The 13,846-nt window shown below is 35.6% G+C and carries 12 protein-coding genes; 4 read left to right on the top strand and 8 right to left on the bottom strand.

The genetic code is table 11. The features are described 5' to 3' along the window. Positions 1–61: 61 nt before the first annotated feature. The 3 genes from BAU23_RS04030 to BAU23_RS04020 all read right to left on the bottom strand — a co-directional run bounded on the left by BAU23_RS04030 (position 62) and on the right by BAU23_RS04020 (position 4,035). Complete coding sequence (locus BAU23_RS04030; RefSeq protein ID WP_071733565.1) at positions 62–1,015, bottom strand: methyltransferase domain-containing protein; 954 nt, start codon at positions 1,013–1,015, stop codon at positions 62–64. Positions 1,016–1,176: 161 nt separating this feature from the next. Next, on the bottom strand, positions 1,177–2,766 hold the full coding sequence (locus tag BAU23_RS04025) for an N-acetylmuramoyl-L-alanine amidase (RefSeq protein WP_071733563.1): 1,590 nt from the start codon (positions 2,764–2,766) through the stop codon (positions 1,177–1,179). 219 nt (positions 2,767–2,985) lie between these two features. Next, positions 2,986–4,035: a M42 family metallopeptidase gene (locus tag BAU23_RS04020; protein ID WP_000930031.1), complete on the bottom strand. Its 1,050-nt coding sequence runs from the start codon at positions 4,033–4,035 to the stop codon at positions 2,986–2,988. A 127-nt stretch (positions 4,036–4,162) separates the two neighbouring features. Between BAU23_RS04020 and BAU23_RS04015 the strand changes: the two genes are divergently transcribed. Beyond that, positions 4,163–4,342, top strand: a complete 180-nt coding sequence (locus tag BAU23_RS04015; RefSeq protein ID WP_001103321.1) for a hypothetical protein — start codon at positions 4,163–4,165, stop codon at positions 4,340–4,342. Positions 4,343–4,362: 20 nt separating this feature from the next. On the opposite strand, the gene BAU23_RS04010 is transcribed toward BAU23_RS04015, so the two are convergent. The 3 genes from BAU23_RS04010 to BAU23_RS04000 form a co-directional block, all read right to left on the bottom strand. After that, the gene (locus BAU23_RS04010; protein ID WP_000109207.1) at positions 4,363–4,689 is read right to left on the bottom strand and encodes a nucleoside triphosphate pyrophosphohydrolase; all 327 of its coding nucleotides are present in this window, start codon (positions 4,687–4,689) and stop codon (positions 4,363–4,365) included. A gap of 179 nt (positions 4,690–4,868) precedes the next feature. Next, entirely contained in the window at positions 4,869–5,180 is a 312-nt protein-coding gene (locus tag BAU23_RS04005) for a hypothetical protein (RefSeq protein ID WP_071733561.1), read from the bottom strand. Between the two features lie 136 nt (positions 5,181–5,316). Further along, positions 5,317–6,105 carry an enoyl-CoA hydratase gene (locus BAU23_RS04000; RefSeq protein WP_000454184.1) on the bottom strand — a complete coding sequence of 263 codons (789 nt, stop codon included), beginning with the start codon at positions 6,103–6,105 and terminating at the stop codon, positions 5,317–5,319. Positions 6,106–6,435: 330 nt separating this feature from the next. Between BAU23_RS04000 and BAU23_RS03995 the strand changes: the two genes are divergently transcribed. Further along, positions 6,436–7,830 carry an O-antigen ligase family protein gene (locus tag BAU23_RS03995; RefSeq protein WP_000256716.1) on the top strand — a complete coding sequence of 465 codons (1,395 nt, stop codon included), beginning with the start codon at positions 6,436–6,438 and terminating at the stop codon, positions 7,828–7,830. Between the two features lie 519 nt (positions 7,831–8,349). On the opposite strand, the gene BAU23_RS03990 is transcribed toward BAU23_RS03995, so the two are convergent. Together BAU23_RS03990 and BAU23_RS03985 are read right to left on the bottom strand one after the other, a co-directional pair. Beyond that, positions 8,350–9,381, bottom strand: a complete 1,032-nt coding sequence (locus tag BAU23_RS03990; RefSeq protein ID WP_071733559.1) for a hypothetical protein — start codon at positions 9,379–9,381, stop codon at positions 8,350–8,352. 9 nt (positions 9,382–9,390) lie between these two features. Further along, positions 9,391–10,848, bottom strand: coding sequence for an MBOAT family O-acyltransferase (locus tag BAU23_RS03985; protein ID WP_071733557.1), 1,458 nt, complete (start codon positions 10,846–10,848; stop codon positions 9,391–9,393). 228 nt (positions 10,849–11,076) lie between these two features. Here BAU23_RS03985 and BAU23_RS03980 point away from each other — a divergent pair, with 228 nt between their 5' ends. Continuing rightward, positions 11,077–12,492, top strand: a complete 1,416-nt coding sequence (locus BAU23_RS03980) for an MBOAT family O-acyltransferase (protein ID WP_071733555.1) — start codon at positions 11,077–11,079, stop codon at positions 12,490–12,492. A gap of 119 nt (positions 12,493–12,611) precedes the next feature. Then, positions 12,612–13,802, top strand: a complete 1,191-nt coding sequence (gene patB1, locus BAU23_RS03975; RefSeq protein ID WP_071733553.1) for a secondary cell wall polysaccharide O-acetyltransferase PatB1 — start codon at positions 12,612–12,614, stop codon at positions 13,800–13,802. The last annotated feature ends 44 nt before the right edge of the window (positions 13,803–13,846 follow it).

Raw genomic sequence — 13,846 nt, 5'->3', positions numbered from 1 at the left:
TCAGCCTCATAATGGACTAACTATCCTGTAATTTATTAATTTAATAAACGGGTGACCTTTCCTATTCACAAACAAGAATTTGTCTAGAAAATGATCCTTTTCTTGTGATACAGCGGTCTGTAATTTCAAATCCCGCTTCATGAATCATGTCGTCCATTGTTTCCATCGTGACAACGACTGCTTTTTTTGCAATACGGCGCGCACTTGAAAGAATTGAGAGTTGATCTTCTGGTGTTGCGTGCGTAAATAGGTCGTACGGCATATCGATAATTGCGACGTCGTAGTTCTCAGTAATTTCTTCAATCGGACCTTTTGTTACTGTTCCTTCAAACCCGAAATGTGCGATGTTTTTTCTCGTTCCGAGCACCACAAGTGGATTTATATCTCTACCAACGATGTTAATCCCCATAGAAAGTGCTTCTACTACTACTGTTCCAATACCGCAGCACGGGTCAATTGCTCGTACTCCATCTGGGTTTGGTACAGCGATATTTGCGACAGCTCTAGCAACACGTGTGCTCAGTGATGTCGAATAGCTATGCGGTTTTTTTATGTGATGATACCAAACCGGATCACTTTCTACATAGTGTCCGAAGTACCAGCGTCCTCCAAGAGGAACAATCCCGAATACACGCTCTGGATTACGAACATCCGCTTCTCCTTCAATATGCATACCGAGGTCTCGTTCAATAAGGCGTCTTTCTCCATATTCAATTTTATTTTCTTTACCAAGATCATTGATTTTAACGAAGATAACTTTGAATGTCGCTCCCGCTAAATCAATTTGTTCCACTTGTTTTAAAATGCTTTCTAAGTCGTCCCCTTCATACATAACCTCGACGCGCTCTTTAATAAACGGACTTCTACTCGGAGCAATCTTGACTTCACTTTTTAAAATATTAACGTGAGACTCCATCCCAAAGAACGAGCGCATTTCCAAGTAACATAAAGCACGCTCCTCTTCGCGAAATGCATACGTATATATACATGCAGGTGTTTTACTATGATTACTCAATCTATTATCATCCTTTATCGTTTAAAATTGTTATGATTACAATTACTCGAATACTTTTTTCATATAAAATTAAATGATATCATATGCTCGAAATAAAGAGAAACCTTTATAATTTGTTTTATAAATAAAAAGAGACTGCCTATGGCAATCTCTTTTATTTATTAACGGAAAGAAGATACGTCATTCCCCATTGCTTCATAGTAATCTAGAATACCTTGATAAATAGCTTCTGCTGCACTTTGTCTCTGCTTTGGTGTAGCAATTTTATCTGCATCACTTTTATTATCTACAAATGCTAATTCTGTTAATACAGCTGGCATTGTATTTTCTCTAGTTACGTATAAGTCCTGATGTTTCGCGCCACGATCTTTTGTTCCAAGTGCATTCACAAGACGTTTTTGAATTTTTTCTGCTAATAAACGACTCTCTTCTACATTTGGATTCGTTACTCTTGCTCGTGCTGAGTCATAATATAATGTCTCTGTACCTTGTCCATTTTTCAATTCAGAACCATTAGCATGGATACTTACAAAAATATCTCCATTATTTTGCTGTGCAAATTCTACACGTTTTTTTAAAGAATCAGGACCACTTGTTCCTGGACGTGTATCATCTGTACGAGTGAATAACACAGTAAACGGTGTCTTTTTCTCAAATATTTTCTGTAATCGTAATGATACATCTAATACGGTTTTACTTTCTTTCTCATAATAACCAGGGTTCCCCGAGTCAATTCCACCATGACCTGGATCAATAATAATCGCTTTACCTTCTAGGAAGTTACCTTGCTTCACTGGGTTTAATTGATTTTTATCCACCCATTGGAAGCCAGCTCCCATACGGATACGAATCCAGCTACCATTCTCTTCAATAACAGTTACTTTTTGTGCATTATATGTACCTGACACTTTAGATTGATGCGAAGCTTCTGCATACGCAGTAAATCCTTCATTAATAGCATCTGTTTTCTCTGTTAAAGGCGTCCACTTCTCACCTTTACTTGTTACAACTTTCAACCAACCATCCGCTCTTTGCTCTTTCACTTCAAGCATTTGTGGCTTATGTTGAGTGTCAGTAATACCAGATGATAACGATGCCTGATGATATGTAATAAAGTTTCTGTTCATATACATTCTTTTCGATGTATTTGTTTTATTTTTATCTGCCATCGCGATGAACTGAGCTGCTTCAGCACGACTTACAGTACCGTCAGGCTTCCAACCATTTCCTGTACCCATTGAAATCTCTAAAGCTACTAAAATATTAGCTTGTTTCTTACCCCAATGAGGTTCTAAATCATTAAACTGTGTTGGAAGTTCTCCAATAATTTTATTGTCTAATGAATATGCTTGTACAAGCATAGATGCCATAGATGCACGGTTAATTTGGCTTGATGGATTGAATTTTCCAGTACCATCTCCACTAATTACACCTGCTTTTTCTACCGCAGCAATATATGGTGCTGCCCAATGATCTTGCGAATCTTTAAAAGATGGTTTCGCTTTTGGATCAATTGGTAAACCAAGAACTACCGCTAATATTTTTGCAGCTGATCCTTTATCTACTGCTTCAGATGGAGAAAACGTTCCATCTGGTTTTCCATCAAGTGCTTTTTTCCCTACTAAATAGTCAACCGATTCCTGCGCCCATGTAGGAACATCCGAAAACTTTTTCCCTGCTGCGAAACTACTAACTGGAGACGATAATAAACTTGCGGCTAAAATACCAGCCGCGACTGCACGATACTTCATAAAAATAATACTCCTCTCAAAAATCATTTACAATAACGCGTAATCTTAATATACAAATTATAACAAATGCGAGCAAAAAAAAATTAGTGCGCCTCTATCATTCTATAATACTAGAATTCTGTAGTAAACCTACTTTCTTAATATTGTACAATAAAATACAATTAAAGTAGTTTTTATGCACAAAAAAGTGGCTGATTCATAGAATCAACCACCCTCTCACTATTCTGCTATCATTTCTGATAACACATATGCATAAACAAGTGCTTCTGTATGTACAATCGAGCTTTCATGCGTACGCTCAAATGCGTGAGAAGAATCAATACCAGCTCCAATTAATGCATGTTTCACATCAAATCCAGCGCGAATCGCAGCTGATGCGTCTGATCCGTAGTAGGGATAAATATCCACTTTATATTCAATAGCATTCGCTTTCGCCAATTCAACTAAATGCTTACGTAAAGCGTAATGGTATGGACCGCTAGAATCTTTCGCACAAATGGATACTGTATATTCATCAGATGCTTGTCCGTCACCTAACGCTCCCATATCAACTGCTAAATATTCTACCGTCTCTTCTGGAATATTTGAGTTTCCACCGTACCCAATCTCTTCATTATTAGAAATTAAGAAATGTGTTGTATACGGTAATGTTACCTTTTCATCTTGCAATCTTTTAATTAATTTTAATAGAATTGCTACACTTACTTTATCGTCTAAATGACGTGATTTTATGTATCCACTCTCTGTAATTTGAACGCGTGGATCAAATGAAACGAAGTCTCCTACTTCAATTCCTAATTCGCGTACTTCATTTGCCGAAGAAACACGCTCATCAATACGAACTTCAATATTTTGCTCATCGCGCTTCGCTTCCCCTGCATCTTTGTACACATGGACAGAAGTTTGATGCATTAAAATTGTACCTGTATACTTCTTACCGCTTGACGTTTCAATTTCGCAATATTCCCCTTCTACAGAGTTCCAGCGAAATCCACCAATCATAGATAGACGAAGACGACCGTCAGACTTAATTTCTTTCACCATCGCACCTAACGTATCAACGTGTGCAGTTAATAAACGATGCTGATCATCATTCTTTCCTTTAACCGTTAAAATAAGAGCGCCTTTATTATTACGCTTCGTCTCTACATTCCACTCACTTACATAGTTTTCAATAAAATTAATAATTTTCGCAGTGTTTCCAGATGGACTTGGAATAGAGACAAGCTCTTTAATTAATTCCATCGTTTCTTTTGCATGATGTGCCATTGTCGTTTCCTCCTCATTCTCTCTACTATTTAGTATAGCGAAATTACGATAAAACCTCTACTCATATAGTTTAATTTTCTAAATTATAGTAAAATTTAGTTTAATAAGTTAAAAGGAGATAACAAAAATGAATGTAACGAAAAAACATGTACATATTGCACTTATTTGGTTTTTATCATCATTACTATGTTTACAAGTTTCTTATGCCATTCACACTACTACTTCTATTGCAATCGGCTGGACATTAACAGCTATCTTCTTAATCGTTAGCCTAATTGCAGGAAAAAAGCACAGCGCTACTGAGTAAGCTGTGCTTTTTCTATAAAACTACTCTTCCGAAACGTCCATCAAATAAATCCCTCTTGTAAATCCGCCGCGCTCTTCTTCTTTTTTCTTACGAAGACGCTCTATATCTTCAATTGTTGCACCTTCTGCACGAGCTAATGAAATAATAACTTCAAGTGCATCTGCAAGTGAATCTAGCGCATGTTCACGCTCTTTCATCGAAGCAAATTCACGAATTTCTTCTGTACCAATTTTCGCTAACGCTTGTATGTAAGCTTGTCCTGTTAATTTTTGTGCTGTATATGTTTTTCCAGACATTAAAATTTTCTCCGGGACACGGTCTCTTACTAATTTGTTATAAGTTGACATCACTGTTCCTCCTATTTTTAATAACACCCAAGCTCTGCTTTATCCCGCTATTTGCCGGGCAGTAAAGCTCCCACCTCAAAATTCGGATGGAGCAAAGAAGTTAGGTGGGAGATTAACTGCCCATAAACGCCCGATTGGTGAAGGCTAAATCAGTGGGGGATGAACAAAACCCCCACTGATTAAAGTTTTACTTTATAGAAAAACCACTCTTTTTCCACACAAGCACTTAACATATCAATTCCTGATCCGCGCGCCCTTACTACAGGAAAGAAGTAATGCTCTGGTTCTTCTTTCTTATCGCCATATAAGGTCCGGTACTCATCAGGAATCGCCTCTTTTTTCACATCCCGTTCTTTCTTCACTTCACCTGAGAAAGCAACAGTTGGATGTCCCTCAAAGAATAATGCAGTCCGTACCACAAGAGATGGTGTACTATGCAAAGCATAATACGTAAGTAAAATCATAACGATAACACCGATAATTTTCTTCATTTATACTCCTAAAAAAAGTGCTAACACAATTATACTAAAATGTGTTAGCACTTTCTTCCCTTTATCTCGAATTAACGGGCAGTAAAACTAATAATCCGCGGGGGATAAACAAATCCCCACGGATTAATGTTTCACTTTATTCCCCTTTAAATGCTGGTAAACGTTTTTCTAGAAAAGCAGCAATACCTTCTTTATGGTCCGCTGTTTGTCTCATCGTATATTGACCACGCTTTTCAAGCTGAAGCGTTTGTTCTAAATTAGAACGATTGACTTCACATAAAATTTGTTTCGTTTGAATCATCGCCTTGATTGGTTTGTGTAACCATTCATTAATTTTTTGCTTCACAGCCGTTTGGAAATCCTCACCGATTACTTCATCAATTAAACCGATATCTAATGCTTCTGTCGCTGATAATTTCTTCCCTTCCCAAATGATTTTCTTCGTCATATTTTCACCGACGCGCTTTTGAAGGAAGAAATGGCCACCACCATCTGGAATTAAAGCGATTCCAATAAAGTTCATCGCAATAACTGATGATATATCTGCCATAACATAATCAGCTGTTAATGCAATACTTAATCCAAGTCCAGCAGTCGGTCCATGAATTGCACTAATAACAAGCTTTGGCATCGTATATAACGTCACCACGATTTCAGAAATTGTATTCATGATACCTTCAAACTTACTTTCATCATTACTTGAAAGCATTGATTTAATATCTCCACCCGCAGAAAAACCACGGCCACTGCCGCATAACACAACAACGTGAACAGAACTTTCCGCCACTTCTTTCAACTTTTGTAATAACTCTTTTAACGTTGGTTCATCTAATGCATTTAAAACCTCTGGGCGATTGACCATAACCGTTGCTACGCGCCCTTCATATTTCACAACAACAGATTCTGTTTTACTTGTTACTTCCATTATATATACCCCTCTTTTCCACATAAAGATTATACTTCTATAATTATAGAAAGCATGTTAAAAACCCTTCTTTTTTCTTAATTTTCTGTCTAATATTCTCGTAATTTGTATATATATCCGTATAAAACATACAATTTCGTTAAAAAATATAGAAATTAAAGTCGGTTTATCATTGCTTTTCATCTATTTACCATTGCAATGAAATGGTGTATTCTTAAGTTTGATGCAAAAAACAAACATTGAAATTCATTCACCTTACTATGCCAAAAAAAGGCTTTTATACCCATCTCTCGGGTGTTGAAATAAAGGAATGAAGAAATGGAGGAACATATGGTTACTAAGTTGAAACAAACGGATAACTACTTCCCGCATTTCCTATTGCTATTCATTGTGTTTCAACCAATTTTAGATTTATTAACATCTTTTTCAATCTATGTATTACACATGAGCGCAACAGTTGGAATCGTAGTCCGTTTCGCCTTTATGCTTCTTGCATTAGGTTATCTACTTCTTCATAGAAAACAACATGGGGCGAAAAAGTACATTCTCTATTTATGCCTACTCGGGATCGTACTAGCAATTGGTCTTGTAAATAATATGATGGTCAAATCTCCAGTTTCATTTGGCGAAGAAGTGAAATTTATTTTAAAAAGCGTATATCCAATTGTGCTACTGTTTGGATATATTATCGTCTTTAAAGAGTTAAAAAATAAAGAATATACATTTCATAAAATCATTACATATTTCTTATATGCAACTTTAATTTTCAGCATCACACTGATTGTTGCAATGCAAACTGGTACAGATTTCCCAAGCTATCCTCACTCAAAGATTGGTTCAAGAGGTTGGTTCTTTGCTGGAAATGATTTAAGTTCTATTTTTGCAATTATGTTCCCAATCGTAGTGTTATATTCGATTCATAAAACAACTTCTTTCTCGAAAATCTATTACTGGATTCCAACAATACTTGCGATGTATGCAAGTATTATGGTCGGAACGAAAGTAGGATATGGTGCAATTGTTCTAACGCTTGGCGTGGCACTTTTATTCTCATTCATTGAATATATGATTCATCGCAAAAAAGAAGGTAACGGATTCACATATCTCGTAAATACAGTTGTTGCCGCTATTGTTTTAGGAGGTTTAATTGCACTTACACCACATACTCCTATTGCAAAAAATATGGGCATCCACATGCAAATATACGAATACAAAAAATCAGTACAAGAAGAAAAGGATAGAAAAGAAGGAAAAGTAATTAAAGAAGATCTAGACGCAGAGAAAAAACATGCAAAAGGTGAGCTAACAGACTCTGAGGTCAAAAGTTTAATTTACAGTGATCGCGATAAGTTTTTAAAAGTATACAAACAATACTATAAAGACGCACCGCTATCACAAAAATTATTCGGAATGGGCTATGCTGGTAACTATACGGTTAAAATTAAATTAATCGAAATGGACTTCCACGATCTATTCTTTGCATTCGGAATCGTCGGCTTCCTTATTTACTTAATACCGCTTCTATACTTCGGTATTAAATTATTCATTCGCGTCATAACAAACTTTAAGAAAATAATAACCGTGAAATATATGCTATTAGCTAGCACCGTTGTACTATCACTTGGAATCGGCTTTATGTCCGGCCACGTATTAACAGCGCCTTCCGTTAGTATTTTCTTCGTTGTTATACTCGCTTACTTAATTGTTGATTTAGAAGCGGAATAAAAGAAGCAGCATCCATTTGGATGCTGCTTCTTCTTTTGAAAAATCTCACAATCAAACTTTGTTATTTAAATAACCCTCTAGTTTAAGGTAGGAACTATTTATTTTTTGAAATACTTTACCAAACGGATAACAGCAAAACATATAGCTATTATCATAATTACAGAAATCACAACACCTATAGGATTAACAACAATATAATTCATTTGTCCGCTTTCCATCTTTCATCACTCCCATTCACTATTAAGTATTAATAGTAAAAGAACTACCGTTGTAATAAATTATACCTTTTGGATAAATAGTAGAATAAACAACCGCTTTATCATATATCTTCCTGTGTTAAACAAATTTTATATGGCTGTAAGAAAAAATACAATTCTAGTAATAAAAAGAAATATTTGTTATTATTGTAACGATAATGGGTTTTATTACAAAAAAAGAAGCAGCCATCAGATCTCGGTGGCTGCTTCTTTTTTATACAGTCTACTCGGCAAAGACTAGACCACATTTATGACCTATTTTTTATTGAAAAGACGCCCAAATCTCTTCTAGCACCTCATCAATATTATCCTTCGTAATAACAATACCGAAATCTTTCGGGACATTGCTATCTTCTTCATTCACAACTTTATGCGCAACCAGCTTTCCAATTTCTGGTCTGAAATGATGCCCATCCATATAGTTGTCTAAATTCGTTGTAACGGAATTAAGATACATGAAATGATGAACTTCTCCAAATACATCTACAGCGTCATGAAGCCATCTTTTATAATCTTCCCATCGCCCTGATTGAATCATCGTACGGAATAGTGGCCCTGAAACAGGCGTTGTAAAAATATAAAACTTCGTGTTCGGATTATGAGCCTTTACTGTTCCTAATATTTCTTTCATATTTTGATACTCATAATTCCCGCCATAAATCTCTTTACTAAACTTATCTACTTGCGCTGTAACTTGCGCATCACGCTCTTCTTTCGTATAATCGCGCATCGATTTTATATTCTCTCGATCATACCGATCAATGTTCGTACTATGATGAGTAGAATTCGCAATTGTATTCTTTGAATAAGTAATTCCGTCCATACTTACATACGATTTAATCGGATACAATAGGCTTTGCGCCTGATTAATATACACTTCTGGTTTATCAAAACCAATTTCCCTATTTTTGTTCGTTCCAAGGAAATCTAAACCAAGTACAATAGATGCGAGTTCACTACCTTTTTGTTCTTTTGCATATTCAATATATGCATCATACTCACGCGGGTCTGTACTACTTACCGCATAATTAAATGCGTTTAACCCGGTGAAGTCATTCTCATTAATAAAAGTCGTTCTACTACTTCCAAGTATAACTCCATCATATGTAAACGGACGGTACGTTATATAATTCGTTTTCTGTTGTCTCTCGTTAAACCCGTACTGCACATCATTCCACTTATTTTTATGCGGGAATAACCAAAGAGAATCTATATAGCTATTAAATATCCCGACACCTGCGAGAGGAACAAAAACACATACAAAAACGAAAATAAGCCAATGTTTGTTTTTCATATTCTCCACCTAGAAATTAAAGTATAAAAACTCACTAATACTCGTTAAATGTAACACGCTATATACAAGCAATATTGCAGTAAATAAAGCAGTCCACACATTTGGACGGAATGAATCTTTTAACTGAATTGAATTTTTTAAGAAGAAACTAATACATAACGCTCCGAAAATATACGCTACCATTTTCGGATCTAATAAAGAGACATGGTATCCTTCTGTAAATGAAACACCGTACTCTTTTAAAAATTGTAACTTCTCTATTATAAATGATGGGAATACACTATTTGCTAATTCGATTCCATTTAGTCCGAACATTCCTTTTAACACCTTCACCGCATCATGTATAGATGTTGCCCTAAAGAATACCCACGTTATATTAATGAAGAAAAACGTAACGAGCCAACCAGCAAAGGCCGGCATACGCCCTCCTGCTTTACTCCATAATCGGTGAATAACAGAAGCTAAACCGTGCAAGAATCCCCAAAAAATAAATGTCCAACCAGCTCCATGCCAAAGTCCACTTATTAAAAATACAATCATAATATTTACGTATGTACGCGTAATTCCTTTTCGATTTCCTCCTAGAGAAATGTATACATACTTCGTTAAAAACTGGCTAAGCGTCATATGCCAACGATGCCAAAAATCTTGTATATTCACTGCTTTATACGGTGAATTAAAGTTTTGCGGTAATTTAACATTAAACATTAAAGCGATTCCAATTGCCATATCACTATATCCACTAAAATCAAAATACAATTGGAACGTAAACGCTAACGACGAAAGCCACGCTTCAACAAATGTTAATGATTGCTGCACATCAAACCCTTCATGTACAAGGGGTGATAATACATCTGCAATACCTACCTTTTTGAAAATACCAACTGCAAATACGAATATACCAAGAACGATATACTTCGATTGCCAGCGCTTTTTACTATCGTCAGCAAACTGCGGCATAATTTGCGCATGATGTACAATCGGCCCTGCAATAAGCTGCGGAAAAAACGTTACAAACAATGCGTAATCAAGAAAATGACATGCCTTCGTTTCACCACGATACGTATCTACTAAAAATGCGATCTTTTGAAACGTATAGAAGCTAATCGCAAGCGGTAACGTTAAAGATAATAATGTAAACTGAGTTCCAAATAATGAATTCACATTTTGTAAGAAGAAATCATAATACTTGAAATAACTAAGCATTCCTATATTAAATATTAATCCTATCGTTAAAAGAAGTTTACTCTTATGTTTTACGAGCCTCATTCCGATAAAGTAGTTCACAATGAGCGACACTAACATAAGCGGTAAATATTTCACATTCCAATAACTATAGAAAAATAAAGAGGCCGCAACGAGCCAAGCTTTCGCTAATGTAGCATGTCCAAATTTATTTAATAGAAAATATAAAAGAAATGCTATCGGTAAAAATAAAAAAATAAACTCAAATGAGTTAAATAACACACCATCTCTTCCCTTCCAAACAAATCACACCTTATTCATCTTATCTTATCCAAATAGTGAGTGTCAAAAGGGTTCCGCTCCCCGTTTCTTCTATTATATATATTAATCATTTTAATGGAATTATTAACATGATAAAATATTAAAGGCACTTTTATATAAAAGAATATATAATAGAAATGTCGTTTTTTTTGCACGAAATGTATTTTTGAAAAAAGTGAGGAGAGTCCTTTGGTATTTAGTAGTTCTGTTTTCTTATTTATCTTTTTACCTCTCGTATTATTTTTCTATTTTATAGTGCGTGCCGAGCTACGTAATTTCGTATTACTTGCATTTAGTTTAATTTTCTATGCATGGGGAGAACCTCGATTCGTCCTCTTAATGCTCTTTTCTATTCTTTTAAACTACTGCTTCGGCCTACTCGTGCATCATTATGATAAACGAAAAAATATGAAAGTCACATTTTTAATTATGGCTGTGGTCGGAAATATTTTATTACTTTCTTATTTTAAATACATTTCCTTTTTCACAGACATTTTAAATCAAACTTTTCATTTATCTATTCATGTGGAACCTATTCCACTACCAATTGGAATTTCATTCTATACGTTCCAAGCGATGTCATACGTCATCGATATATACCGTAAAGATGGCGCAGTTCAAAAGAATCCACTTAACTTAGCGTTATATATATCAATTTTCCCGCAGCTTATTGCCGGACCAATCGTTCGTTACAATATCGTTGCTGATCAAATTAAAACGCGCATCCATTCTTTTGAACGATTTACAGAAGGTCTCCAAATTTTCATTCTAGGATTAGCGAAAAAAATATTAATCGCTAATCAGGTCGGATTTGTCGCAGATAAAATCTTCGCCTTACCGCCGTCTGAGATAAGTGCTGGAACAGCTTGGATCGGGATTATCGCCTATACACTTCAAATCTATTTCGATTTCTCAGGATACTCCGATATGGCAATTGGACTTGGAAAAATGTTCGGGTTTGATTTCCCAAAAAACTTCGATTATCCATACATCTCAAAGTCCATTTCAGAATTTTGGAGAAGATGGCATATTACACTAGGTTCTTGGTTCCGCGACTATATATACATTCCGCTTGGTGGAAACCGCGTTTCCAAACTAGCAAATTACCGTAACCTCTTCATCGTATGGGGATTAACCGGTTTATGGCACGGAGCAAGCTGGACATTTATCGCCTGGGGCTTATATTACGGCTTTATTATCTCCATTGAAAAAGCTGGATTCGAGAAAATATTAAATAAACTATGGAAACCGCTGCAACATGCATATGTACTAATCATCGTTATGATCGGTTGGGTCTTCTTCCGAGCTGATAACTTCGCTTACTCGTTCCAATATTTAAAAGCGATGTTTGGCATAGGGGGGCAATCTTTCATCGATGACAACACAATGTTATACGTACATGAATACATTATTATTTTTATCATTGCCTTTATCGCAGCGACACCGATTTTAAAGAGAGTTAAAAACATACTAGAACTTGCGCCCAAAACATATATGTTCACGATGCAAGTTGTACGTCCTATATTATTACTAACATTATTTATGATCTCGATTATCTATTTAATTAATTCGACGTATAATCCATTTATTTATTTCAGGTTTTAACTTATCCCGCTATTTTCCGGGCTGCCCGGAAAAGCCCGATTGGTTAAGGCTGATAATCAGTGGGGATGAACACTCCCCACTGATTAAAGTTTCACTTTATGTAGGAAGGAAACGTTATTATGAAAAAATTGGGGAACATCGTCCTATTTATCGGTTTTCTCACCATTATCTTTTCATTTGGCATATTATCGCTTCTCAAAACTGACCGAGCAGTTTCGCCCGTTGAAAATCGTCCGCTCGCTCAAAAACCAGCTCTTACAAAAGAAGCTGTCGTAAATGGTAGCTTCTTTAAAGACTTTGAGATATATACAAACGATCAATTAATCGGAAGAGATGAACTCATAAAAAACTATACGCTTGCTCAAATTAAAATGGACAAGTCTCTCATTAACGATATTATTTTAACTGATGATAAATGGCTTCTAAAAAACCCAGCATGGACTACAAAATATAATGAAATCGATCAATCCATGCCTGCTATAAACGATTTATCTCAGTTTTTAAAAGAACAAAACGTTGAGTTTTACTTTGCCTTACCACCGTCCAAAACGAATGCATTATCATTTAAATTACCTTCCCATATTCACACATATGCACAGGAAAATTTAAATTATTTTCTAGATAAACTTCCAGCGGACGTAAAACCAATTAAACTCATGGAACACTTTAAGAAAAACTATACAAATGAAGAAATACAAAGTATGTACTTCAAAACAGACCACCACTGGAATATGGATGGTGCCTTCTTAGGCTATCAATATATAATGAACACAATCGCGCAACAATCTTCTATATATAAAGGAAAAGAAATAAAAAAAGAAAATTACACTCGTACGTGTGCTCCAAATAAACATCTAGTCGGAAGCTTTAACAACCAGCTATACCAACTAATCGATGCAACTGGAGAAAAACTATGCTACTACACACCAAAAGACGGCTTCAACTTTACGAGCGTAGTCGCCAAAGATGTAAACGGCACCGTATATCGCACATTAGATGAACTATATGGCGTAGAAAAACAAAAAGACACAACATCATACGCAGGCTATTACGCAAACGACTATCCAGAAATCGTCATCGAAAATAACAATGCACCAAATGATGTACGAGCTTTAGTCCTAAAAGACTCATTCGCAAACGCAATCATGCCTCACTTAGCACAAAGCTTCAATCACACATCCATCCTCGACCTTCGTCACTATCACGAAAAGGATGTATATCAATACATTAAAGACAACAACATTAACATGGTATTGTTTGTGTATAGTGATTCGAACTTGAGTGGGGATATGTTTAAGTTTAAAAAATAAAAGAAACCTCTTGTGAAAATTACAAGAGGTTTCTTTGCGATATT

Origin of the sequence: Bacillus nitratireducens, assembly GCF_001884135.1 — a bacterium.
Taxonomy (GTDB): Bacteria; Bacillota; Bacilli; order Bacillales; family Bacillaceae_G; genus Bacillus_A; species Bacillus_A nitratireducens.
This window is presented reverse-complemented; position numbering and strand designations above follow the sequence as displayed.